We start from the raw sequence: 22803 nt of genomic DNA, 5'->3' as shown, positions 1-22803 counted from the left end.
CTGATTAAGTTAAACGCTAAAATACTTCGGCTATGGATAAAATAGAACGCTATCGACAACTTATCAAACAAATATTGAGCGAACATCAACAAATTGCATGTAATTCTTATACTATCAAATCACAATTAATTTTAGACAATGAAAATGACCATTATTAACTAGCTTATGTTGGTTGGCAAGGAGACAAACGGGTATTTGGCCCTGTAATACATTTTGATATTCAAAATGGAAAAATATGGATTCAATATAACGGTACAGAAGAGTCTGTTGCTGAACGATTGGTTGAGTTAGGTGTACCCCCTTAGGATATCGTCATTGGGTTCCATTCTCCTTTTTAACGCCAATTTACCTCCTATGCTGTCGAGTGAATGTGAACAAATATTTTCAACTCAAGTGATGAATAGATGAATATTCCCCCAAAATAATCGATAGCAATACTTCCCCATAGTTCCCCGACTTCTTAGAGAAGTCGGGGAACTGAATGATGTGTGGTAGAAAGTGCGATCGCACCGAATAATCATGTAATGGAAAGTGCGTAGGCATAGCTAACTAAGTTTTATCAACTTGTTGGCTGTATGCTGAGGTTTAGCATCAGAATTGGGTTTTGTAAATTTCAAGTTTAATGCTACCTAGCATTATCAATTAGATTGTGCTGTACTACCGAACCCCGACGAAACCAGCTTCCTGAATTGCCTTTTGCCCCTGGTCAGTTAATAAAAGTTTGGCATAGGCATCCCCAATGTGCTGTTCCCGACCTTTATTCTGCTTAATAATCACAGACAAGTTAGCGATAATGGGATAGCTACCATTTTTGATAGCCTGAGTATTTAGCTGGTTGCGCCGACCTGGACACTGCTCAGGCGACACCATCGGTTCGCGATAGGGAGGAATTAGCTGACCAGAAGTGCGACCCAATGGCAAAGCCTTCACACTGCATTGAAATACTACTGAACGCGCAGAGGCATAATATACACCACCAGGGGTTTTACTGAGTTGGCGCACTGCCTCTGTAGTAGAGTAGACATATTGCACATTAGAGCCAAGTGCTTGCTCTTTGAAGTCGCTGTTATTAGAGAATATTACTGTATCTGCGTCCTCTGGACGTTGAGATAAAGGTGTGATGGGCAAGTTTGGCCCACCTATTTGACTCCAGTTAGTAATTTTCCCCAAATAAATCTGCTGCAATTGGTCAACAGTTAAAGCTGACACTTTGAGTGATGGGTTGACTACCACTGCTATGCCATCCTTACCTACCGGACGTTCCTCAAGGGTAAAGCCTCGCTCTTTTGCAATAGCTTGTTCTTCATCTGTAAGAGGACGGGAAGACTGAGCAAAGTCTAGTTTCCCATCAAGCAACATCCGAATGCCTGAGCTAGAACCAGGGCTACCATTAACAGGGTCTACGTAGCGCAATTGTAGTTCAGGGCGAACGCTTTGGATCTGAGAATCTACCAATTGCCGAATAGATGCCCAAGCTGTACTGCCTCCGTAGTTAAATGAGGCATTGGGGACATTACCAACTGTCTGAAAAGTTGATCCGGTACTAGGAAGGGTGTTACTAGAGATGGCGTTGGAACTTTGATTAGAGGAAGCAACGCTGCTGCGGGACAATAAGTTCGGCTTCAGGAACCACCAAAGCAGTCCCCCAATAACTATAACTGTCAGCACTTTACCAATAATCAAACCTCTAAGAAAGAGGGCTATTTCACTGTTAATTAAAGCTTTCTTTTGGTTTGTATTGTCCATTAGTTTCAAATATTCTTTATTATATTTATCCTACAGGAATCTATAGATATTTAGGTTAAAAACAAATCTGGAATAAGCTAATTAATAGCCAGTTTGATGAGTGCTGGTAGATAATTCACTATTTTTAATGTAGTGAGATTCAATTTATTTTTTGGTAGTTTTTGCAATGGTGGAATTGCTTTTATAGACTCCTCTGTTAACTGCTAATTTGGCTGCGATGCTATTCAGATTAGCATTAGTGAACCGGGGCTCAAATTTTTCTATAAAATTATTTAATTGAGTAGGTTGCTTTGGAGGCGATGTCCCTGTATTAATAAATGTATAAATTAAAACTATTACTATCAAACTAGTGATAGCACCAAGCCCTATTCCCAGCAGCAAAATAAAATTTCTATAAGTTAGCGAATAGCTATCATCAGTATTTTGGTTTATGCCAGCAGATTGTGAAGACTGTGACACCACCAGATCAGAATTAAGCGCTTGCAAAGCTTCTGCGGCAGTCTGGTAACGCTGATTATAGCGATCGCGAACCATTGTATCTAAAATATTTGCAAGACCATCACTTACTTGTACTTTATCGCGCCAGATAACTTCTCCAGTATTAGGATCATCTTGGAGTTGCTCAGGTATTAAGCCTGTCAAAGCTTGAATGGCAATCATCCCTACTGCATAGATATCGCTGCAAAGTTTTGGCTTTCCCTTAGCCTGTTCGCTTGGCATATAGCCAGGAGTCCCAACAGCAATTGTTAAGCCTGCTCCCAAAGCACCAATTTTCTTAATACTCCCAAAGTCAATTAGGACAATCTTCTGATCGGAGTGCCGCCGCATTAAATTTTGGGGCTTGATATCCCGGTGAATAATATTGTGTTGGTGAACGAAGGCTAGCACTTCCAGCATGTCTTTTAATAAATTTAAGACTGCATTCTCGCTAAGACACTGACCTGATACAATTTCTTGAGTCAAGGCATGACCGTCAATAAATTCCTGGACTAAATAAAAATCTCCATCTTCATTAAAATGGGCAAACAATCTAGGAATTTGATCATGAGCGTTGCCTAGCTGGTATAAAACTTCTGCTTCCCGATCAAATAGACTTTTAGCGATGGGTATAACAGCAGGATTGGGATCTTTGGGGTGGAAATGTTTGACAACACAATGGGGTTGTCCTGGTAAATCCAGGTCTACGGCTAAGTAGGTATCACCAGAACCTCCGCTTCCTAAGTGTTTGACAATCTCAAAGCGATTCCGAAGTGTTTTTCTGGCGAGAGAGTATTGATGTCTCTTACGTCTAGCACCTGCTAACAAGTAAGTATTACCATATCCTCCGCTTTTGTGCAGTTTGACAGTCTCAAAGCGACTCCGGAGTGTTTTTCTGACTAGAGGGTTCTGGCTCATATGGTGTCTACTACTTGTTAATTTGCTAACCATTCAGAGCTTGGGTGAGGTTATGAATACCTGTTGCTAGATTTATTAGTATTTGAGGCAGTCAGCTTTTCATACAACCTATGCTTTGGTGCAGTTTTGTAGTTAGCCGCTTGATTAGTTCATTTAATACCTTTATAGGTATCTTACATATAAAATTTATTTTTAAAATAGTTTAAGAATTTTATCACTTAAGTAAGTTTAACACTAGTTCACAGTATTTATAACTGCGATACAAAGACAACATTCAGGAGCCAGGAGATTTATTTATTGGAGTTGAGACTAATTCTGTCCATTAAACCGCTAAACCCTTATCCAGAAAGGCTTTTATGATTTTTATGATTGATTGAAATCAGAAGTCGATAACCCTTGTCACATAAGGGTTGTAGCCTTAAAATTCCAATTTAGTCTTAAATCTAAGATTTATTTATTTTAACTTTGGGTCTGATTACTGACAAAACCTTGAACAGTGGAATTTAAAGCTACAAATATCTCTTCCGGTGTCCACCACAATTTTGTTACCAGATTTTAGTCATTACTAACCGCGATCGCGTCGTCAGATCAACGTGATTTCGACAAAACTAAAAAAGACTAGGTAAGTTCTTGAGGTAAATATCGAGTGATGGTTTTTAAGGCAAATAAGTATTAGTTGTCAATCACTGAGATATCAAGTTACAGCATATTAACTAGTTATTCAATAAATTCTCCAAAATATCCAACTTTTCCGACTTTTCCGACTTTTCCGACTTTTTACTCGCGTCTGTATCACTTGCAATAACTCAGTTACATTTAGCAAAACTTCTAGTGGGAAAAGTCTAAGCTGGTTTTAATATATTTTTCGTAAATAAATAACAGTTTAGATAACTTCCCAGATATGTAATCTTTTAGAAACTGTCCTAATTTAGGTTTTGCTGCCAGCCGATAGATAAAATAATGTGACATCGGGGCAGCTAGCGGCAATGGTAGCATTATGTTTATAAAAAAAGCCCCCATTCGGGGGCCGATTAACTTGTTAGCGTGGAGTGAACAACTAATAATTAATACTCACAGTAGATACAGTAATCCGAACAAAATAATCCAAATCACGTCAACGAAGTGCCAGTAGATTTCGGCTGCTTCAATGCCAAAGTGCTTTTCGTTACTGTAGTGACCTGGAACGCGCGATCGCCATAATACGGCAACAATTGCCAAAACGCCGATGGTAACGTGCAATCCGTGGAAACCAGTCAAAACGTAAAATGCACTGGCAAATAAATTGGTAGTTAAACCAAATTCTAAATGGGTATATTCATATACTTGACCCACCAAGAAAATAGCACCCATTGCAGCAGTAATTGCTAACCAGATTCGCGCACCCCGCGCATCGTTCTTTTTGATTGCAGTGTCAGCATTGTGCATGACAAAACTACTAGAAATCAGATTGATGGTGTTGACTCCAGGTAGCAATAGCTCTAACTCTGGGGTACCTGCTGGGGGCCATGCAGGTAAGGTAGCACGGAAAGCCAAGTAGGCTCCGAACAACCCCATAAAAATCATCCCTTCAGCAATCAGGAAGACAATTAGCCCAAACAGGCGATGGTCTGGATGTTCTTCATGATGAGCGACAGACGCTTCTGCTGCGTGGTGATGATTCAGTTCGGTTTTAGCTGGGTCAATAGTTTGACTTTGCATGAATTTTTAATGCTTAGAGGGGGAGTGGGGAGTTAGGAATAGAGACGCGATTAATCGCGTCTGTACAGGAGTTAGGAGTAGAGACGCGATTAATCGCGTCTGTACAGGAGTTAGAAATTTTGAACTAACAACTTTATTAAAGTCATAATTCATAACTCATCACTCATAACTCATCACTTTATTTGCGGTCTTCAGGATTGGCAGCAACCGCTGGGTCGGGTTCTGCTCTTAACACTGAGTTTGGCCCAGCAGATAAGACTGGATTGGGATCAGACAAAGGTACACCTTCGTTAGCCCTTTCCAAACCGTAATCGTAGGGGCCGGTAGCCAGTACTGGGGTTTGATCAAAATTCTCGATCGCTGGCGGTGAGGTTGTCATCCACTCTAAGGTAAGTGCCCTCCAGGGATTATTACTAGCTTTCTCTCCGTACAACCAACTCCAAATCGCATTGAAGATGAAGGGGAATGTCGAAACTGCTAGTATGTAAGCGCCATAAGTGCAGATTTCGTTGAGAAAGGTAAATTTGGGGTCATACTGGGCGATACGGCGGTTCATGCCCATTAATCCCAGCTTGTGCATTGGTAAGAAGGTCATGTTTAGACCAACAATTGTCAAGGCAAAGTGAACCTTACCCCAAAATTCGTTTAGCATCCGTCCCGTCATTTTCGGGAACCAGTGGTAAATCGCCGCATAAATGCCGAGAACACTACCACCAAATAGGACATAATGCAAGTGTGCAACGACAAAATAGGTGTCGTGAACGTGAATGTCAAAGGGCACTGCTGCCAACATCACGCCACTGATACCACCAATCACAAAGGTGCCAACAAAGCCCATTGCGAATAGCATGGCACTATTGAGTTGGATTTTTCCACCCCACATGGTTGCTAACCAGCTGAAAATTTTAATTCCCGTGGGTACGGCAATGATCATCGTGGTGATCATAAAAAACATCCGTAACCAACCGGGGATACCGCTGGTAAACATGTGGTGTGCCCAAACAATTAACCCCAGAAAGCTAATGGCAAGAGAGGAATAGGCGATCGCTTTATAGCCAAAAACCGGCTTGCGGGAATGCACCGGGATAATTTCCGAAATTGCCCCAAAAAAGGGCAAAATCATGATATAAACTGCTGGGTGAGAGTAAAACCAGAACATATGCTGGTACACTACTGGGTCGCCGCCGCCAGTCGGGTTAAAAAATGTTGTCCCGGCAATTAAGTCAAAGGAAAGGAGAATTAGACCTGCTGCTAACACTGGCGTAGATACCAAAGTCAGTGCCGAGGTAGCAAACATCGCCCAGCAAAACAAGGGCATTTGATGAACCCCCATACCCGGGATACGCATCTTCAGCAATGTGACGAGGAAATTGATTGCCCCTAGAATCGATGATGTCCCTAATAAAAGGACGCTCATAATCCAAATTCCCTCACCTACTTGACCTGTTACCAAGCTCAGGGGGGGGTAGGAAGTCCAACCCGCATCCGGTGCATCGCCTACCACTAAACTAGTGATCAACAATAAACCCGCAGGGGGAATCATCCAAAAGGCAACAGCATTCAAGCGCGGAAATGCCATATCCTTGGCCCCAATCATCAAGGGGATGAGGAAGTTAGCAAAACCCGCACCAGCTGGCACGATCCACAAGAAAATCATGATCGTGGCGTGCAGCGTAAATAAGCTGTTGTAGACTTCAGGGGTGACAAAATCGACTTCAGGGGTTCGCAGTTCTGTACGAACCAAGTCAGCCATCACGCCACCAATACAGTAGAAAATGAACGTAGTGACTAGGTATTGAATCCCAATCACCTTATGGTCGGTGTTGAAGCCAAAGTAGTCTTGCCATTTTCTAACCCCTGGTTCCTCAAGAAGGGCGGGGATATTGGCAGTTTCTTGCAACCGAGCTTGTGTCATAAGAGTTCTGAGTCTTGAGTCCTGTTAGCGATAGCGGGGCGTTTAGCCCGTTGTGAGTTATTACTTTTGACGTGGACTGTTGACTATTTGTGAATTTGATGTAACATTTCTGGCTGAATTCCCATGTCCTTGGTGTAAGGGGCGAGAAATTCATTTGGGGATAGATCCGCAGGGTTAACAGCAACGGCTTGATTTAGTGTTTCCTTGCTGGCAACTAGCTGCTCTTGCTGCCATTTGTCAAAGGCTTCTTCTGGCTCAACGACTATTGGCGCTCTCATTGCACCGTGGTAGGGGCCACAAAGTTCAGCACAGATCAGGGTATAATCTCCTGCTTTATTGGGGGTGAAGCGAATCTCGCTTTGTCTACCAGGAATTGCATCTTGTTTCAGGCGGAACTCTGGCACCCAGAAGGCGTGGATGACATCGTTGGCTGTCATATTGATTTGCACTTCTCGCCCGATGGGAACGTGCATTTCACCTGTAGTTATACCAGTTTCAGGATAAGTGAAAATCCAGGCATATTGTAGACCTGTGACGTTGACCCGCAATTCTGGTGGTTTGCCTGCTCTATCAGGAGTTCCCCCAATTGTCGGAGCAACACTACCGACACCTGGGGCATTCCGCAGTTGGGGAATTTGGTCAGCATTGCGAACTTCTGCGGTAGCTGGATCTTGCATTGCCTCATCAGATTTTTCTTGATTGAGGTTGGGTTTGGTGCTAGGAGGAGTATCGCTTAAAGTTGCAGCCATAGCACTTCCATGCCCTGGCATTTTCATCGACTCCTGATTCATCGGCGCTTCATGGATAGCATGGGGATCGAAGCCACCGATTTCGTTGTACACATCAAAACTGTAAACAGAAATACCGATAACGATAATTGCTGGGATCGCCGTCCAGAGAATTTCTAGAGGTACATTGCCCTCAACTGGTGGGCCGTCTTCATTATCACCTGCACGCCGACGGTATTTGAATGCAGAGTAAATTAAAATACCTTCTACGAGCAGGAATATACCTGTAGAAATGATCATCATCGCGTTGAACAGACCATCCACCAATACGGCTTCATCCGAGGCTGCTGCTGGCAACAGACCGTGATTTTGACCGTACCAAAGGCTGGCTAGCGTTAGCACGATGCCAATGAGTAATGTCCAGATTGAACTTGGAATCTTCACGGCTTACTTAATTTAATTTACTACGTTATCTCAAAGCTGCTCACTTACTAAGGTAGTCTAGGCCAGAAGGCATGGAGTCCAAAGGTCTGAAATTTTTATTAATTTTTTTGACTATTTTACTAATTTTGGGTAGAAGGTGACTATCAAATACTGCCAAAAGTAGATGTAAATCAGTGGAAAAATTTAGGATGCTTAAATTAATTGTGATTAATCAATTTTTCACATCTTGAAAAATACCTAAAGCTTCAGGCAAAACGTCGCTAAAGTGATTCAAAGTATAAGTGAGTGCTAATCTATAAACCTTTAGCCTATACGCTAGGGTGAAGATGGGACGCTAAAAGAAAATTGAAAATTTTAAGAGATCCACCAAGAGCGGGCAGAAGGTATCGTTAATGAGCGAATTTGTCCTACAACAACAAAATGAAGCGGCACTTCAACAGCAAAAGCCCAAGGAAATGATTCGGCGCTTGGTGTGGAAAATGTGCATAGCCACCTTAATTTTGATGGCAATAGGCAGTGCCACCCGCGTGATGAATGCTGGACTTGCTTGCCCAGACTGGCCCTTATGCTATGGCGAACTCGTGCCAGCCAAGCAAATGAATCTCCAGGTGTTCCTGGAGTGGTTTCACAGATTGGATGCAGCTTTAATTGGTGTAAGCGCGATCGCACTCTTCGGTTTGTCCTGGTGGCATCGTCGTTTTTTACCCTCTTGGCTGCCTTGGGCATCCACATTCGCCCTATTTTTAATCGTCTTCCAAGGTATCTTGGGGGGACTCACCGTTACCGAACTGTTGCGGTTTGATATCGTTACCGCTCATTTAGGAACGGCGCTGTTGTTTTTTACCACCCTCCTGGTTATCGGCACAGCACTCACTCCCTATCAAGGGACTGGAACCGTTGGTAATTTACCTTGGGTAGGTTTAACTGCCGCTGTTCTGGTTTACCTGCAAAGTCTGCTAGGTGCTTTGGTAGGCTCTCGCTGGGCGCTACACCAATGCCTCGGCGGTTCTCAACTTTGTACTGTGATGTACAGCCATATTGCTGGTTTGGTGCCGCCAACGGTGACAACCTTGGCAATGGTATTTATCTGTTGGCGTACACCAGCACTACATCCAGCCTTGCGGCGACTGGCAAATATGGCTGGTGCGTTGTTGAGCTTACAAATCTTGTTGGGATTCGCCACTTTCAAATTACATCTCCAAGTCGAGCCTCTGACCGTCTCTCACCAAGCTATAGGAGCTGCTTTGCTGGGTACTTTAGTGGCTTTCACAGTTCTCGCACTGCGTGACTCAGTGAGTGCTGAGTCACGGGTGCTGAGTCACGAGTAGGAGATGAGGGAGCAGGGAAAGCAGGGGAGGCGGGGGAAGAATTCCTAACTCTTAACTCCTGTACAGACGCGATTAATCGCGTCTCTACTCCTAACTCAGGACTCAGCACTGATGGAAGGCGCAACGGCGAGTATTGCGACCCACGCAGGTGCAGAAAATCTGTGTTTTCGTTTGCCTGAAAGAGCCAGCTTGAGCGGGGGCTGCATATAAGTTGTTGAAAAATAAGGAACCAGAGCCAAAATGATTGAGACTAATGTCTCTCGTCACCACGAAACATTTTTACAGGTAATTCAAAGTTACTACCAGCTAACGAAGCCTCGGATTATTCCGTTGCTTTTGATTACCACGGCTGGGAGTATGTGGATTGCTGCTAAGGGAGAAGTAGATCCATTGCTGTTGCTAGTAACTCTCACTGGCGGCACCTTGGCGGCTGCAAGCGCCCAGACGATCAACTGTGTCTATGACCGGGATATTGATTATGACATGGAGCGGACGCGCCATCGTCCCATGCCTTCGGGTAAGGTGCAGCCGCGTGATGCTCTAATTTTTGCGATCGCACTGGCGACGATTTCCTTTACACTCCTGGCAGTATTTGCTAACTTGTTAGCCGCCCTGCTAGCCTTCTCTGGCATCGTCTTTTATATTTTGGTCTATACTCACTGGCTGAAACGCCACAGCACCCAGAATATCGTTATTGGTGGGGCCGCTGGGGCAATTCCGGCGTTAGTGGGTTGGGCTGCTGTCACTGGCACATTAAGCTGGTCAGCATGGCTAATTTTTGCGATCGTCTTTTTATGGACACCGCCCCATTTTTGGGCGTTAGCTCTGATGATTAAAGATGACTACGCAAAAGTTGGGATACCAATGTTACCTGTGATTGAAGGTACTACGGCAACCGTGAAGCAGATTTGGTACTATACCCTGCTTACCGTAGTTGCAACCGTGTTATTGGTTTATCCCTTGGGAGCAAGTGGAATTCTTTATGCTGCGATCGCCCTAATTCTGGGAGGATTATTTATCCACAAATCTTGGCGTTTGTTGCAACATCCAGAGGATCGCACTGTAGCTAGAGAGTTGTTTCTCTATTCCATCTCCTACATGATGCTGTTGTGTCTGGGTATGGTAGTGGATAGTCTTCCCGTTACCCATCATCTAATTAGTGCAGGGATCAATCAGCTGCATCTATTAATCGGCTAATTCTTAGCTGGGGATTTCAGCCTCCAGAAATCGGGTTTGAGAAAAACCCGGTTTCTCCAAGGCGCGTAGGCGTAGCCCGCCGGAGGAAAATTTAGCCGTTAAGGGAACTGCCCTGGCAAAAAATGTTACCACCATCCACCATCGAAGAAGTCCTGGAATCTTTACTGATTTTATAGCGCGTTCCGAAGGTTGCCGTACTCGGCATCGTTTTTTTTATCCCATAGTCACACTGTGGGCATAGATATACCAAGTTCTGGACTCTAATAAAAGTTGTCGCAACGCAGTCAGTCGAGTGATTGCATGTGTACAAAAACTGCTGACCTCTGGTAGCGATCGCATTCAGCCAAGAGTACTCAAACGCCGACCCAAGTCATATCCTCGCATGACCAAACCACGACGCGCGATCAAATTCCAGATGGCTGCATAAAAACCTTAAGTAAGTGCCATTCTATTGTAGGGTGTGTTATGCCGTAGGCTAACGCACCTTGAATCGTTGACAGTTCCGTACTCTCATAGATAACGCGACCTACATTTAAATTTCTTAACATAGCTTGAAATATTAACGCCGACTTATTTAGATTCTGCATCGCATTACTTCAATTGGCGTTAGCTATAGCTATGGAACTGAGTCGGAATTGAAAACTCATCGTGCTGACTTGATTGCCTATTCTGCGAGTCATATTCCCAAATTAATCATTCGTAATTCGTAATGGGCTACGCCTAGCTGCGCTAACATCTGGTTCTATCTGAGTTTGGCTGCTGGGTAGCGTCTTTCTTTTAGTGTCATCTGTATTTATTAATAAATTATGAGAATTATTTGCAATTGATTAGTTATTTCCTGTAATGTTTATTCTCAAGTAGCTGATTACTAAATTTCATCAAGCAGCAAATAGCATCTGCTTGATTGAGAGAAAGTAGCAGGGGGAGAGCAGGTGTAGGGGTATAAAAATGGTATTGAAGCAAATATTAAAGATTGTTTTGGTCACAAGCTCTATTTGGTTCTGGGTTGCAATAAGCGTAACGGCTACTGAAGTAAACAAACAAGCACATGGTAAATCTGTTGGAGCGGCACTACTCAATTCCAGAACGACTAGAGAGATTCCAAGACTAGGTGAAGTAGGATTTCCTAGCACCAGCGCTCAACAGTTAGTACAGTCCCCAGCACCTCAAACAGCGCCGACTTCAGAAGTTGTGCAAGTGACGGGAGTCAAGGCAAATCCTACCTCTAAGGGTGTAGAGATTATTTTACAGACTTCCATTGGTCAACAGTTGCAAGTAGTAAACCGCAGTGCTGGCAATAGTTTTATCACTGACATTCCCAATGCCCAACTACGTTTGCCGTCAGGGGATGCATTCACATTTCATTCAGACAAACCAATTACGGGTCTTAGTGAGATAACGGTAATAAATCTGGATGCCAATATTATCCGAGTAACGGTAACGGGTGAGGCGGGTTTACCTACTGTTGAGTTATTTGATAGCGATGAAGGTCTGATCTTTGGGTTAATACCAGTTACATCTTCAGCACAGATGCCACAGCAACCGCCAGCACAACAACAGCCGGGAACTCAAACCAATCCAGAGCAACCACTTGACTCACAAACTGATCAACCGATTGAATTGGTGGTAACCGGGGAGCAAGACGCGTATCGTGTACCAAATGCCTCCACTGCCACTGGAACTGATACCCCGATCCGGGACATTCCATTCTCAATTCAGGTAGTTCCTCAAGAGATAATTCGAGATCAGCAAGTCACACGCACAGAAGAAGCGCTGCGTAATGTCAGTGGTGTCACTAACCAAGGAAATGGAAACAACAGAAATGGTGCGGATTTTAGCATTCGGGGGTTTATTAATGCCCCGATTCTGCGCGATGGATTTATACGATATGGCGTTGTGCAAGCGCCTTTAGAAGTAGCCAATTTAGAGAGAATTGAAGTACTCAAGGGTCCGGCATCCATCTTGTATGGTGCGATTGAACCCGGAGGATTGATTAACGCAGTGTCTAAGCAGCCTTTATCCGAGCCGTTTTACGAAACAGAATTACAAGTGGGAAGCCAGGGTTTGGTTCGACCTCGCTTTGACTTTTCAGGCCCCTTAACCGACGATGGGAAACTACTCTACCGTCTGAATGGTTTGTATCAGAGATTGGACAGCTTTCGCAACCTTGACCAAGAAGATCGACGAATCTTCATTGCACCTACACTTGCTTGGAAAATAGACGATCGCACCGACTTAGGAATTTCGCTGGAATATATTGACAATAATCGTCCGGCTGATTTTGGTATCCCGGCTATTGGTAATAGGATTGCTGATGTGCCACGCGATCGCATTGGCTCCGAACCTAGTGATGCGGTGACCAATGAATATCTAAATGTTGGCTATAACTTGGAGCATCGGTTCAGTCGGAATTGGAAATTCCGCAATGCCTTTCGCTATTCCTCCTATGACTACAATTTCAACGTTGTTGCCCTTCCCCTTTCTTTTGACGAGGCAACAGGTACAGTGAATCGCTTCTTCGCCTCCCAAGAAGGACAGGACGATAACTATACCCTGCAAGCTAACGTCGTGGGTGAGTTTGCTACGGGTTCTATCAATCACACTCTTTTATTTGGTGCAGACTACATTCATAGTGCTACAAACACTTTCACAGTACTTGATTTTACTCCCCAAGCATTGAATCTTTTTAATCCAGTTTACGGGGTGGCAAAACCCAGCGAAAATACATTACCATCCTTTGGCGGCACTGATACAACATCCAATCGCTGGGGATTTTATCTACAAGATCAGATTTCGCTGTTAGAGAATTTGAAGTTGTTAGGAGGTATCCGCTATGACACCATAGAATCAAAAACAGTCAATCTGCCAGGGCAAGTGACACAACCAGGTGAGACGACTGAAAATGATGATGCTTTCACCCCGCGTGTAGGGATTCTTTATCAACCGAGCAAAGCTGTATCTTTATACGCCAGTTACTCAGAATCCTTCACTCCCAATACGACAAATACAGAAACGGGTCAACCGCTGGAACCGCAACGGGGCAAAGGCTATGAGTTTGGTGTCAAAACGGAGTTTCTAGACGGGAAACTTTTTGCCACGTTGGCATATTTTGACATTACCAAAGAAAATGTGCCAGTTACCGATCCCAACTTCCCCCTTGCATCGATCGCATCTGGAGAACAGCGCAGTCGTGGGGTTGAGTTCGATGTCGCGGGAGAAATATTGCCGGGATGGAAGATAATCGCTGACTACGCCTACATTGATGGTGAAGTCACTGCTGATACCAATCCCGAATTGGTTGGCAATAGGTTATATGGTGTTCCCGAACATAGTGCCAGTTTATGGACAACTTATGAAATTCAGCGCGGTAATTTGCAGGGTTTAGGGGTGGGAGTTGGATTTAATTATGTTGGTGAAAGACAAGGGGATTTAGCTAATAGCTATCAGGCAGATAGTTATTTCACGACCAATGCAGCAGTTTTTTATCGGCGTAATAATTGGCGATTTGGCCTTAACTTCAAAAATATTGGTGATGTCAATTACATCGAAAGTGTAGCGAATCAGCGAAGCGGAGGTAACACTTTTGGCGAACCATTCACGGTGATTGGCTCGGTTTCGGTGCAGTTTTAACCCTTCTCTAACCTTCCTGAATGCCTTGGGGAGAGAATCTAGCCAGATTTCTTCCTACCAATCCATCGGAGGGATTGAGGGGGGTAGTTAAAGGAAGTTTCAAGATAGTCCACCATCCGCTAGAACGTGTATGCAAATCTTTCACCATGATGCTATTGCAGTAAAATTTTAATTGCAATGCTGCTACTCAAACATTTTATTAGTTGCCAATTATTAACTCAATAATTGCCATGAAATCATTTTTATTCAGTGCTTTGTTAATTACCAGTAGTGCGATCGCTGTTGCTTGTCAACCAACACCTCAACCACCGATAGCGAATCAATCCACTGCAAGTGAAATCTCAGCAACTGAGCTAGACAATCAGGAAAAAGCTGGTTTCAACTCCGAAATTTATCTGCTGGCAAATCCCGATGTTACCAAATTGATTCAAGAAAGAAAATTCAAATCTGCGTTAGATCACTATGAATATGAGTAAACTATCTAAACCAAGTGCCCTCAACGACACTAAAATCGAAACTGTTTTAGCTCGACTGCACGCAGAAGCTGATAAGCAATTTGGTGGATTGATTCTCCACTATTTGCCCAAGCTTCCAGGCTTGTTTTTAGGTAAAGGCATTAAGTGGGATCAGACAAAAACTGAATTTTACAACGATAAATACATTCCCATTGAAAGGGATCAAGGGCAATTAATGTATTTGATAGCCCGTTCGATTGACGCTAAAACAATTGTTGAGTTTGGCACTTCATTTGGAATTTCCACTATATATCTAGCTACTGCTGTGAGGGACAATGGCGGCGGCGTTGTTGTTGGCACGGAAATTGTGCAGAAAAAAGTCATACAAGCTAGAAAAAATATTGCCGAAGCCGGACTAGAAACCTATGTGGATATTCGAGAAGGGGATGCTCTAGAGACACTAAAAACCTTAAATCAAACAGTTGATTTAGTCTTGATTGATGGCTGGACACACTTAGCCTTGGATGTGTTAAAAATTATAGATCCGTTGATCCGACCAGGCGGAATCGTTATCTCTGATAATGTCAAAATCTTTAAAGACTCCCTCAAAAGTTATGTTGACTTTTTACAGAATCCTGCCAATGGTTATCGGTCATCAACTTTAAATTTAAAGGGCGGAACAGAATTTTCGATAAAGGTTAAGGAGGCATCATGAAAATTAAACAGTTTTTTTCAAAATGGTCGAGAACAATTCATCGATGGGTTGGGCTTTATTTTGCTGTAGTCATTGGAATTTACTTAATAGAAATAATTGCCCTTCCATCTGTCTTCAGTTCTGGCTTACCTACAGTTGACGGGAAACCACCTACTCAAACTGTTGCAGAAAATACCAAACCTTTACTTTCTCTGGAACAGGCTTCGCAAGCATTTATCTCTCTGCACCCACAGGGGATTAATACGCTAGAAGACATTGATGAAATTGCCTATCTACCAACTTTAGGCGTTTATCGATTTGAAAATCAAAAACGTTTGTTTGAATGGTATATCGATGCTCATAACGGCAAATTAATAAAGTATGGCTTCAACTCCATCGATTTTTTAGAATATCGAGGATTGCTGGGATGGTTTGCTCCCTGGATTCACGATCTGATTGAAATGTCCTTTTTGTTTTTTATGTCAACACTGGCAGTTAGCGGTGTTTATCTGTTCATTTATCCATTTTTAGTCAGAAAAAATTCAGAGATTAATTCAAGCCTAAAGGAAACCCTTTAAGTCGGGTAAATCCTCGTTCGCTTAGATACTCATCTGTGTAAGCACGAACCGCTTGTTTCAAAGATAAGTAAGGCTCAGTTTGATTGGTAATCAAATTTCGTTGAAAGTAATCCTAATCTCGGTTTACTAGCAGCTGATTTCAGTCCCCAGCCATTTCCAGGTAGCGAGAATGAATCCAACCAGGACGATCAGCAAGCTTTACCCATTCGCGAGAAGACTTAGTTACTCTGACATTGACATCATGTTGGTAAGGAATGTTACCGATTTTTTGATAATTAGAACTAGGGCCAGAGCGGATGGCGACTCCAATTGGGGCAGTTACCAACACTGTGCAAACAGGTTTAATACCTGCTCTTAACCGACATAGTTGTTCTGCTGGGGTTTGAGCTTGAGTAGCAATGGCTGGTACAGTTCCACTAGTTGCAATTAGTGTTAAAAATGCTAAAGCAGTCAGTTGTTTGTTGAATTTCATTATCGTTTTCTCTATATACTTCTATTTAAAATTCAACTTTTGGGTGCAAGTTTACGTAAAAATCACCATTAGTTTACAAAAGTTCATTGTTAGCATTGCCGTGATGATATGGTTCAAATGGCGCATCGTCGTAGCGTTTATTTGCAGTAGCAGGCATTGTAATAGTGCTAGGATCTAGAATATGGGCTGCTTGTACCTTTTGAGTTGTCGTTGTAGAAGACAACAACTTTATCTTAATTATTGGTATTAGGTTTGACAGCCAAACAAATCTTGCAGGCGTTGGATTTGGAAGTTGAACAGGCTCGGTAAGCTGCAAAAATAGCCTCTAAGTCAAGATATATCAACAAAAATAAACAGTATTAGAACTTACGCAAAAAACCTCTCAAACTCTTATTCCTCCGTGTCCTCTGCGTCCTCTGTGGTTCGATTTTCCGTTGCTTGTGCGTAAGTCCTAAGTATCTCTAAATAGCCTAGCTATCTTCGGTTCCCACAATTTTTAATTTTTTTTATGATTTCTCTGTCTCCCACTCTTCAAGCTAGGCTCTCCCAACCCTTAAAAATTGGCTCATTTGAGGTAAAAAGTCGGGTTCTCCAGTCGCCTCTATCTGGGGTGACAGATATGGTGTTTCGCCGTCTCGTGCGTCGCTATGCCCCAGATTCGATGATGTATACCGAAATGGTGAATGCTACGGGGTTGCATTATGTCAAGCAGTTACCCAAAATCATGGAGGTAGATCCAAATGAACGCCCAATTAGCGTTCAACTATTTGATTGCCGTCCAGATTTTCTGGCAGAAGCGGCAATCAAGGCAGTTGCAGAAGGAGCTGATACTGTTGATATTAATATGGGTTGTCCGGTAAATAAAATCACTAAAAATGGTGGTGGTTCTTCGTTGTTGCGGCAACCAGAAGTAGCAGAGGCAATTGTGCGGGAAGTGGTAAAAGCTGTTGATGTCCCTGTGACAGTAAAAACCCGTATTGGCTGGAATGACAACGAAATTACTATTCTCGACTTTGCCAAGCGGATGGAAGATGCAGGGGCAAAAATGATCACAGTACACGGACGCACCCGCGCCCAAGGATACAATGGCAATGCCCGTTGGGAATGGATTACCCGTGTAAAAGAAGTGCTTTCTATCCCAGTGATTGGGAATGGAGATATTTTCTCCGTTGAAGCAGCAGTGAGATGTTTAGAGCAAACTGGCGCTGATGGTGTGATGTGTTCCCGTGGAACTTTGGGTTATCCCTTTTTAGTGGGAGAAATTGATCACTTCCTGAAAACTGGGGAGATATTACCGCCACCAACCCCAATTGGGCGTCTGGAATGTGCAAGAGATCATTTACAAGCCTTATGGGAATATAAAGGCGATCGCGGTGTGCGTCAAGCCCGTAAGCACATGACTTGGTATGCTAAAGGTTTCGTTGGTGCTGCCGAACTCCGGGGACAGTTAAGTGTAGTTGAAAAGGTAGATCAGGGTTTGGCAATGATTGACCAAGCAATAGAAAAACTGGCTAATGGTTATGAACTAGAGGAAGAAGCACAAGGTAGTTTGGTAATGCTTTAAAAAATGAATATTACAAAAATTTCCTTTCTTACTGTATATATTGTGTATTTAACTAATCAATGTGGAGGCTTGCAATGTTAGTTTCCAAACACAATGAGATTGTATCTATTCCCGAAATCCACTCTTTAGAAGACTTCATGGCAAATCCTCCAGACGGAATGGAGTGGGTGGATGAGCAACTTATAGAAAAAACAGGGATGACATTAAAACATAGTGAAATTGAAGTTAATCTAAGCTTTTACTGGAGAAGTTACATCAACACCAATCAACTAGGTGGGAAAGTTTACACTGAAGTACCTTGTCGCACATCTAAACAGGGTCGGCGTCCTGATGTGGCTTATCTGACGCCTGAATTGGTAGCTCAATTTGGCAATGTTCCCACTTTGCCACAGAGTTTTCCACTAATTGCTGAGATAGTTTCACCCACCGATTTAGCTGAAGAATTATTTCTCAAAGCGCAGGAGTATTTACAGTCCGGTTGTGAGGAAGTTTGGCTAGTATTTCCTGACAGTCGCTTAGTTATTGTAATGACTGATAATCAGATTTTAAGGTTTAAAGCTAGTGATGTGATTAGCACTCAAAAAGTATTATTGGGTTTTAGTGTAGCTGTAGACGAATTGTTGAGTTGAAAATGAATATTAAAACTTGTTGAGAGTAAAGACATTTTATGAAAAGTCTCTCCATTAGCTAGCTACCCATTTAGGATAAAGGGTAAAGTGATAATTCATATACACTTAATAATCACACCTAAATTATTTTTTCATTATTTAATTAAAGAGAATTTATTTTTGATCACAACCCATGAAGTACAAATTTGAAATAATAGTATTTAGTTACCAACTGACTAGAAACTTGTTTTGAATCCTATGAATCAACCATTACTTCGCTGTAAATGCCCTTTATTTCGTGAACTTTATAACTATCTTAATAATTTTTGTAGTTATTCATAAAGTTGGAAAAATTTAGCACTAAATTTCCCCTCATCGCTTGCAATGAGGGGTTTGCAGGAACTATTGGTAATCTTAATTTACTAAAATCTAACTTACCAAATCAGGGAACACCTCTTGCACAGCCGGATGCACCAAGCGATGATTCTGCACATTCACACCCTTAGCTAATGCTGGGTTAACCTCCAGTGCCAAAATTCCCAAATTCGCCAACTGGACAACATAAGGTAATGTACTGTTGTTGAGTGCCTGAGTTGCTGTCCAAGGTACTGCTCCTGGCATATTGGGAACGCCATAATGCACCACACCTTCTTCAATGTATACCGGATTTGTGTGAGATGTGGGGTGTAAGGTTTCTATGCAACCGCCTTGGTCAACGGCTACATCAACTATTACCGAACCCGGACGCATTTGTTTGACCAATTCACGGGATACTAATATTGGTGCTCTACGTCCTAAGACTAAAACTGCACCGATGAGCAAGTCGGCTTCTTTTACGGCGGCTTCAATATGAGCAGAGTTGCTGTAAAGCAATTCGACTCTAGAGCCAAAGAGGGTTTCTAGGTAAGATAAGCGCTCGACACTTACATCTAAAATCTGGACGCTAGCACCCACGCCTACAGCAATTTTAGCTGCTTCTGTGCCGACAACGCCCCCACCGAGAATTACTACTTTGCCTGGTTTGACTCCAGGTACACCGCCCAAAAGCACTCCTCTGCCACCTTGCTGACGTTCTAGGAATCTAGCCCCAAATTGTACTGCTAGCCGACCGGCAATAACGCTCATGGGGGTGAGCAAAGGAAGTCTGTTAGCACCAGGTTGTTCTACAGTTTCGTAGGCGATCGCACAAGTGCCACAATCAATTAAATGCTCTGTCAATTTGCGATCGGCTGCTAAATGTAAATAAGTAAATAATATCTGCCCTTTCTGCAAAAATTTATACTCAGATGTCAGCGGCTCTTTGACTTTAACAACTAATTCCCGATTCCAAGCCGTTTCTGATGTGGGGACAATTTCGGCTCCAGCACTTCTGTAGTCATTATCTGAGAATCCAGCACCATTACCTGCTTGCGTCTCGACGAAGATGCTATGACCATTTTCTCGCAGCACCCGCACACTAGAAGGACTTAACCCTACCCGAAACTCTTGATCCTTATTTTCCTTGGGAACGCCGATTTCCATATACCGCCTCTGATAATTTTTTTGTTTAACTCTAGCCTGCTAATCTCAAGCTTGCTACTGATCTATTGCAGTAGCTGTATTAGAGATAGCTAATCTCTGGCCTCAGTTTCTCAATTTCATCTGAGTAGCCCTAAACTCTTACCCTTGACTATTGCTCCAGTATTTATACAATATATAAAGAATAGTAACAATTTATTAAAACATTGATTGTATAGCTGCCTACTAGGAAGCTTTTGCTGAATTTCTCAAGTCATCTTGGCATTCAAGCACTGCAATCAGATCATAAGTTGCCGAAGTAGGGTAAAGGTTAAAGGGAAAGAACGAGTCAATTTCTTTAACCTTTACCGCTTATCCCCGACAACTGCTGCAAAGTCTAATATCAAGTCCCATTTGGCGAAAAAAGGTTTCTAAAAAATGACACAAACACAACCAACGATTACACCTAAACTAGTGGAGCCGAAGTTTGGCTTTAACGAATATGCTGAACGCTTGAATGGTCGAGCCGCAATGATTGGCTTCGCTTTGATGCTGGTGATTGAATACGTCACCAATCAAGGGGTGCTATCATGGCTGGGTCTGAAGTAGTGCCACCAACTAGCCCAAGGTGGAAGTTGTAAGCTAGTAGTTAAAATTTCAACCAGCTGGAACAACCAGTTGGTTTTGACTTTAACAATTGAAAGCGAAGTACTTCGCCCTAGATAGTTTAATTAGACTTATTCCTAAATTATTGCCCTAGAATGTAAGCAAGAGAGGAATCGAAATATTTATTAGTGATTAAAATATCAATAGACTTGCAACTAGTACAGCACGGCAGAAATCCAGCCACCATCTTAATTAACAAGACTTGGGGTAAAATCCCCTTGTTAAAGGTAGGCAAATTTCTGCCACTGTCTACTATTATATGCAAGGCGATTAATGAGTATACTCCCTCCCCTACTAAAGAAAATCATAATAGTGTTTGCCTTAGATGAGAAAGGCAAATTACGGGTGAGGTATTCTTGGTAAATATACACGAAAGGTGAACTGGAACCAATCAAGCTGTGATGAATGCTGTATTACCTCGTTTTTTAAAGTTAACCTACCGAAAAGAGCCACTAATCAGTGTATTGATGACGATGGGCGTTATGGATGCCCTGATTGGCGGATTGAATGATAGCTGGTCGTTGTTCGCTTTTGGTTTAGGAACAACAGGCATAGCGCTAGCCTTTAAGTTGTGGCGTTTCCAGCAGCGCCGTCCTTTACCAGAGGAGCCTGTAGTGCAACATTATTTGCCCTCTCGTTCTTCTAGTCCGCCTTTACCAATGTTAAGCGTTTCTAAGAAAAAACCACCTCTTTAGGAAGTGCAGAGTTATTACTTAATAACTCTGCAAAATTGATTGGCTAACCGTATATATAAAAGTGAGGAAAAAGAGTGAGTAGTGAGGGAAGAGGTGGGGGTAATTTTCTGCGGCCATATATTATCCTGGCATTTATGGCAGCTGTTGCCCTTCCAGTGATTACCTGGGAAGGGTTTTACATTCATCAAGCTCATGCTGCTATTGAAGTAACACCAAATTCCCAAACTCCCAGCAGCTTTGCTAATGCCCAACTACTTTACACACTCAGAGGACATAGAGGAACTGTTAAATCCCTGGCTTTCAGCCCAGATAGCAGAATTCTTGTGAGTGGAGGTGCAGAAAATGAGGGTATAATTCGCCTGTGGAATCCAGCAAACGGCAAAAAGTTGGCGGATATTAACAAAGCACACCAAACAGCCGTAGAATCTTTAGTGATTTCGCCAGATGGGCAAACCCTCGCTAGCTGTAGTGATGACAATACGATTAACCTCTGGAACCTAAGAAATTTAAAATTTAGTCGTTCTTTTGTTGGACATACCAGTAACGTATTATCTTTAGCGGTGTCTCCTGATAGTAAAGTTCTAATCAGTGGAGCTTTGGATGGGATTCGTCTATGGGATTTGCTACAGCAGCGCCCTTTAGGGACTCTAGTAGGCTTTGATAATTTGATTTATACCCTAGCCATTAGTCCTGATGGGCAGACTTTGGCTAGTGGTGACAATAAGGGTGTAATCAAGCTGTGGAATTTGAGTACTGGTAAATTAATTAATGAATTTGTAGCTCATTCTAATACTGTTAGCGCTGTTATCTTTACACCAGATGGAGAAACATTAGTTAGTGCAAGCCGCGATCGCACAGTCAAACTGTGGAATATTAATACTGGAGAATTAGTCCGCACCCTTACAGGACATAATAACTGGGTGAATGCGATCGCCATTAACCCCGATGGACAAACCCTTGCTAGTGCCGGCAAAGATGGGATTAAATTATGGAATTTAACTTCAGGTGAGTTACTAAATACACTAAGTGGACATACAGACTGGGTGAGTGCGATCGCTTTTAGTCCAAATGGTAAAATTCTTGCCAGTGGTGGATTTGATCAACAAATCAAGATTTGGGGAACTCCACGAAAACCTAATTAACAGCGAACACCAGAACCCCGACTTTTTTAATAAGTCGGGATATGAATATTGAGCAAGCAGTCTTGGAGAAATTGCGCCAGCTACCTATAGATAAGCAACAAGAAGTACTTCGCTGTCAAAGAAAATCATGATTTAGGCGTGGTTAAATATCTCCGAAAACGAAGGGATGTCTGCGTCAAGTATGGGCGCTGGACACGAAAAACAAGGTTGCACCATGTACTGAGATGCTTTGCTGTACTAACTATGAAAGCAAAAGACCCTTTTGAAACATCTGGTTAGTACATAAGTCAAATATTGTCTACATTTGTCTATAAAAGTTTAAAAATTTATAGGACTTACGCACAAGTTACG

The 22803-nt window shown here is 42.7% G+C and carries 23 protein-coding genes and 1 pseudogene; 13 read left to right on the top strand and 11 right to left on the bottom strand.

The genetic code is table 11. The features are described 5' to 3' along the window. Nucleotides 1–32 precede the first annotated feature (32 nt). Nucleotides 33–338, top strand: a pseudogene (locus V7K46_RS30625) (XisI protein). Between the two features lie 46 nt (nt 339–384). On the opposite strand, the gene V7K46_RS30620 reads toward V7K46_RS30625, so the two are convergent. The 6 genes from V7K46_RS30620 to V7K46_RS30595 form a co-directional block, all read right to left on the bottom strand. Beyond that, nucleotides 385–543, bottom strand: a complete 159-nt coding sequence (locus tag V7K46_RS30620) for a hypothetical protein (protein ID WP_335119982.1) — start codon at nt 541–543, stop codon at nt 385–387. A gap of 114 nt (nt 544–657) precedes the next feature. Further along, nucleotides 658–1746, bottom strand: a complete 1089-nt coding sequence (locus V7K46_RS30615) for a PstS family phosphate ABC transporter substrate-binding protein (RefSeq protein ID WP_335119979.1) — start codon at nt 1744–1746, stop codon at nt 658–660. A gap of 144 nt (nt 1747–1890) precedes the next feature. Beyond that, nucleotides 1891–3141 carry a serine/threonine-protein kinase gene (locus tag V7K46_RS30610; protein WP_335119977.1) on the bottom strand — a complete coding sequence of 417 codons (1251 nt, stop codon included), beginning with the start codon at nt 3139–3141 and terminating at the stop codon, nt 1891–1893. Between the two features lie 1071 nt (nt 3142–4212). Continuing rightward, nucleotides 4213–4839 carry a cytochrome c oxidase subunit 3 gene (locus V7K46_RS30605; RefSeq protein WP_229485455.1) on the bottom strand — a complete coding sequence of 209 codons (627 nt, stop codon included), beginning with the start codon at nt 4837–4839 and terminating at the stop codon, nt 4213–4215. Between the two features lie 178 nt (nt 4840–5017). Further along, complete coding sequence (ctaD, locus tag V7K46_RS30600) at nt 5018–6754, bottom strand: cytochrome c oxidase subunit I (RefSeq protein ID WP_335119975.1); 1737 nt, start codon at nt 6752–6754, stop codon at nt 5018–5020. Between the two features lie 83 nt (nt 6755–6837). After that, nucleotides 6838–7926, bottom strand: coding sequence for a cytochrome c oxidase subunit II (locus tag V7K46_RS30595; protein ID WP_335119973.1), 1089 nt, complete (start codon nt 7924–7926; stop codon nt 6838–6840). 392 nt (nt 7927–8318) lie between these two features. Here V7K46_RS30595 and V7K46_RS30590 point away from each other — a divergent pair, with 392 nt between their 5' ends. Both V7K46_RS30590 and V7K46_RS30585 read left to right on the top strand, forming a co-directional pair. Beyond that, the gene (locus tag V7K46_RS30590; RefSeq protein ID WP_335119970.1) at nt 8319–9254 is read left to right on the top strand and encodes a COX15/CtaA family protein; all 936 of its coding nucleotides are present in this window, start codon (nt 8319–8321) and stop codon (nt 9252–9254) included. A gap of 240 nt (nt 9255–9494) precedes the next feature. After that, nucleotides 9495–10451 carry a heme o synthase gene (locus V7K46_RS30585; RefSeq protein ID WP_335119968.1) on the top strand — a complete coding sequence of 319 codons (957 nt, stop codon included), beginning with the start codon at nt 9495–9497 and terminating at the stop codon, nt 10449–10451. Between the two features lie 3 nt (nt 10452–10454). Here the strand turns inward: V7K46_RS30585 and V7K46_RS30580 are convergent, their stop codons facing one another. Next, nucleotides 10455–10586: a hypothetical protein gene (locus V7K46_RS30580; protein WP_335119966.1), complete on the bottom strand. Its 132-nt coding sequence runs from the start codon at nt 10584–10586 to the stop codon at nt 10455–10457. A gap of 157 nt (nt 10587–10743) precedes the next feature. On the opposite strand from V7K46_RS30580, the gene V7K46_RS30575 reads away from it, so the two are divergent. Together V7K46_RS30575 and V7K46_RS30570 are read left to right on the top strand one after the other, a co-directional pair. Further along, a complete protein-coding gene (locus tag V7K46_RS30575) occupies nt 10744–10878 on the top strand; it encodes a hypothetical protein (protein ID WP_298906454.1) in 135 nt (44 codons plus the stop codon). A 521-nt stretch (nt 10879–11399) separates the two neighbouring features. Continuing rightward, nucleotides 11400–14081, top strand: coding sequence for a TonB-dependent siderophore receptor (locus V7K46_RS30570; protein ID WP_335119964.1), 2682 nt, complete (start codon nt 11400–11402; stop codon nt 14079–14081). A 7-nt stretch (nt 14082–14088) separates the two neighbouring features. Here V7K46_RS30570 and V7K46_RS30565 read toward each other — a convergent pair whose 3' ends face one another. Continuing rightward, the gene (locus tag V7K46_RS30565; protein WP_335119962.1) at nt 14089–14229 is read right to left on the bottom strand and encodes a hypothetical protein; all 141 of its coding nucleotides are present in this window, start codon (nt 14227–14229) and stop codon (nt 14089–14091) included. 82 nt (nt 14230–14311) lie between these two features. Between V7K46_RS30565 and V7K46_RS30560 the strand changes: the two genes are divergently transcribed. From V7K46_RS30560 to V7K46_RS30550, 3 genes are read left to right on the top strand one after another with little or no spacing between them, the layout of a single operon-like run. After that, the gene (locus tag V7K46_RS30560; protein WP_335119959.1) at nt 14312–14557 is read left to right on the top strand and encodes a hypothetical protein; all 246 of its coding nucleotides are present in this window, start codon (nt 14312–14314) and stop codon (nt 14555–14557) included. Further along, on the top strand, nt 14550–15251 hold the full coding sequence (locus V7K46_RS30555; RefSeq protein WP_335119957.1) for an O-methyltransferase: 702 nt from the start codon (nt 14550–14552) through the stop codon (nt 15249–15251). Before V7K46_RS30560 ends, V7K46_RS30555 begins: the two co-directional genes overlap by 8 nt. Beyond that, on the top strand, nt 15248–15808 hold the full coding sequence (locus V7K46_RS30550) for a PepSY domain-containing protein (protein ID WP_335119955.1): 561 nt from the start codon (nt 15248–15250) through the stop codon (nt 15806–15808). Before V7K46_RS30555 ends, V7K46_RS30550 begins: the two co-directional genes overlap by 4 nt. A gap of 139 nt (nt 15809–15947) precedes the next feature. Here the strand turns inward: V7K46_RS30550 and V7K46_RS30545 are convergent, their stop codons facing one another. Then, nucleotides 15948–16280, bottom strand: a complete 333-nt coding sequence (locus V7K46_RS30545) for an SH3 domain-containing protein (protein ID WP_335119953.1) — start codon at nt 16278–16280, stop codon at nt 15948–15950. A gap of 73 nt (nt 16281–16353) precedes the next feature. Continuing rightward, complete coding sequence (locus V7K46_RS30540; RefSeq protein WP_335119950.1) at nt 16354–16503, bottom strand: hypothetical protein; 150 nt, start codon at nt 16501–16503, stop codon at nt 16354–16356. A 285-nt stretch (nt 16504–16788) separates the two neighbouring features. Between V7K46_RS30540 and dusB the strand changes: the two genes are divergently transcribed. After that, on the top strand, nt 16789–17844 hold the full coding sequence (dusB, locus tag V7K46_RS30535; protein ID WP_334865012.1) for a tRNA dihydrouridine synthase DusB: 1056 nt from the start codon (nt 16789–16791) through the stop codon (nt 17842–17844). A gap of 74 nt (nt 17845–17918) precedes the next feature. Continuing rightward, nucleotides 17919–18473 carry a Uma2 family endonuclease gene (locus V7K46_RS30530; RefSeq protein ID WP_335119948.1) on the top strand — a complete coding sequence of 185 codons (555 nt, stop codon included), beginning with the start codon at nt 17919–17921 and terminating at the stop codon, nt 18471–18473. 408 nt (nt 18474–18881) lie between these two features. Here V7K46_RS30530 and ald read toward each other — a convergent pair whose 3' ends face one another. Then, the gene (gene ald, locus V7K46_RS30525) at nt 18882–19973 is read right to left on the bottom strand and encodes an alanine dehydrogenase (RefSeq protein WP_335119946.1); all 1092 of its coding nucleotides are present in this window, start codon (nt 19971–19973) and stop codon (nt 18882–18884) included. Nucleotides 19974–20387: 414 nt separating this feature from the next. On the opposite strand from ald, the gene V7K46_RS30520 reads away from it, so the two are divergent. The 3 genes from V7K46_RS30520 to V7K46_RS30510 all read left to right on the top strand — a co-directional run bounded on the left by V7K46_RS30520 (nt 20388) and on the right by V7K46_RS30510 (nt 22452). Beyond that, the gene (locus V7K46_RS30520; RefSeq protein ID WP_273762065.1) at nt 20388–20558 is read left to right on the top strand and encodes a chlorophyll a/b-binding protein; all 171 of its coding nucleotides are present in this window, start codon (nt 20388–20390) and stop codon (nt 20556–20558) included. 458 nt (nt 20559–21016) lie between these two features. After that, complete coding sequence (locus V7K46_RS30515) at nt 21017–21310, top strand: hypothetical protein (protein ID WP_273762064.1); 294 nt, start codon at nt 21017–21019, stop codon at nt 21308–21310. A 134-nt stretch (nt 21311–21444) separates the two neighbouring features. After that, nucleotides 21445–22452, top strand: a complete 1008-nt coding sequence (locus tag V7K46_RS30510; RefSeq protein ID WP_442939890.1) for a WD40 repeat domain-containing protein — start codon at nt 21445–21447, stop codon at nt 22450–22452. Nucleotides 22453–22803: the final 351 nt, after the last annotated feature.

Source organism: Nostoc sp., from assembly GCF_036917395.1.
Taxonomy (GTDB): Bacteria; Cyanobacteriota; Cyanobacteriia; order Cyanobacteriales; family Nostocaceae; genus Nostoc.
Note: the sequence above shows the minus strand (reverse complement) of the source record. Positions and strands in the feature narration are given on the sequence as shown.

Coding starts and splice junctions, on each gene's coding strand:
- V7K46_RS30620 (WP_335119982.1), bottom strand. CDS start 543: ATGCCTACGCACTTTCCATTACATGATTATTCGGTGCGATCGCACTTT.
- V7K46_RS30615 (WP_335119979.1), bottom strand. CDS start 1,746: ATGGACAATACAAACCAAAAGAAAGCTTTAATTAACAGTGAAATAGCC.
- V7K46_RS30610 (WP_335119977.1), bottom strand. CDS start 3,141: ATGAGCCAGAACCCTCTAGTCAGAAAAACACTCCGGAGTCGCTTTGAG.
- V7K46_RS30605 (WP_229485455.1), bottom strand. CDS start 4,839: ATGCAAAGTCAAACTATTGACCCAGCTAAAACCGAACTGAATCATCAC.
- ctaD (WP_335119975.1), bottom strand. CDS start 6,754: ATGACACAAGCTCGGTTGCAAGAAACTGCCAATATCCCCGCCCTTCTT.
- V7K46_RS30590 (WP_335119970.1), top strand. CDS start 8,319: ATGAGCGAATTTGTCCTACAACAACAAAATGAAGCGGCACTTCAACAG.
- V7K46_RS30585 (WP_335119968.1), top strand. CDS start 9,495: ATGATTGAGACTAATGTCTCTCGTCACCACGAAACATTTTTACAGGTA.
- V7K46_RS30580 (WP_335119966.1), bottom strand. CDS start 10,586: ATGGTGGTAACATTTTTTGCCAGGGCAGTTCCCTTAACGGCTAAATTT.
- V7K46_RS30570 (WP_335119964.1), top strand. CDS start 11,400: ATGGTATTGAAGCAAATATTAAAGATTGTTTTGGTCACAAGCTCTATT.
- V7K46_RS30565 (WP_335119962.1), bottom strand. CDS start 14,229: ATGGTGAAAGATTTGCATACACGTTCTAGCGGATGGTGGACTATCTTG.
- V7K46_RS30560 (WP_335119959.1), top strand. CDS start 14,312: ATGAAATCATTTTTATTCAGTGCTTTGTTAATTACCAGTAGTGCGATC.
- V7K46_RS30555 (WP_335119957.1), top strand. CDS start 14,550: ATGAGTAAACTATCTAAACCAAGTGCCCTCAACGACACTAAAATCGAA.
- V7K46_RS30550 (WP_335119955.1), top strand. CDS start 15,248: ATGAAAATTAAACAGTTTTTTTCAAAATGGTCGAGAACAATTCATCGA.
- V7K46_RS30545 (WP_335119953.1), bottom strand. CDS start 16,280: ATGAAATTCAACAAACAACTGACTGCTTTAGCATTTTTAACACTAATT.
- dusB (WP_334865012.1), top strand. CDS start 16,789: ATGATTTCTCTGTCTCCCACTCTTCAAGCTAGGCTCTCCCAACCCTTA.
- V7K46_RS30530 (WP_335119948.1), top strand. CDS start 17,919: ATGTTAGTTTCCAAACACAATGAGATTGTATCTATTCCCGAAATCCAC.
- ald (WP_335119946.1), bottom strand. CDS start 19,973: ATGGAAATCGGCGTTCCCAAGGAAAATAAGGATCAAGAGTTTCGGGTA.
- V7K46_RS30520 (WP_273762065.1), top strand. CDS start 20,388: ATGACACAAACACAACCAACGATTACACCTAAACTAGTGGAGCCGAAG.
- V7K46_RS30515 (WP_273762064.1), top strand. CDS start 21,017: ATGAATGCTGTATTACCTCGTTTTTTAAAGTTAACCTACCGAAAAGAG.
- V7K46_RS30510 (WP_442939890.1), top strand. CDS start 21,445: ATGGCAGCTGTTGCCCTTCCAGTGATTACCTGGGAAGGGTTTTACATT.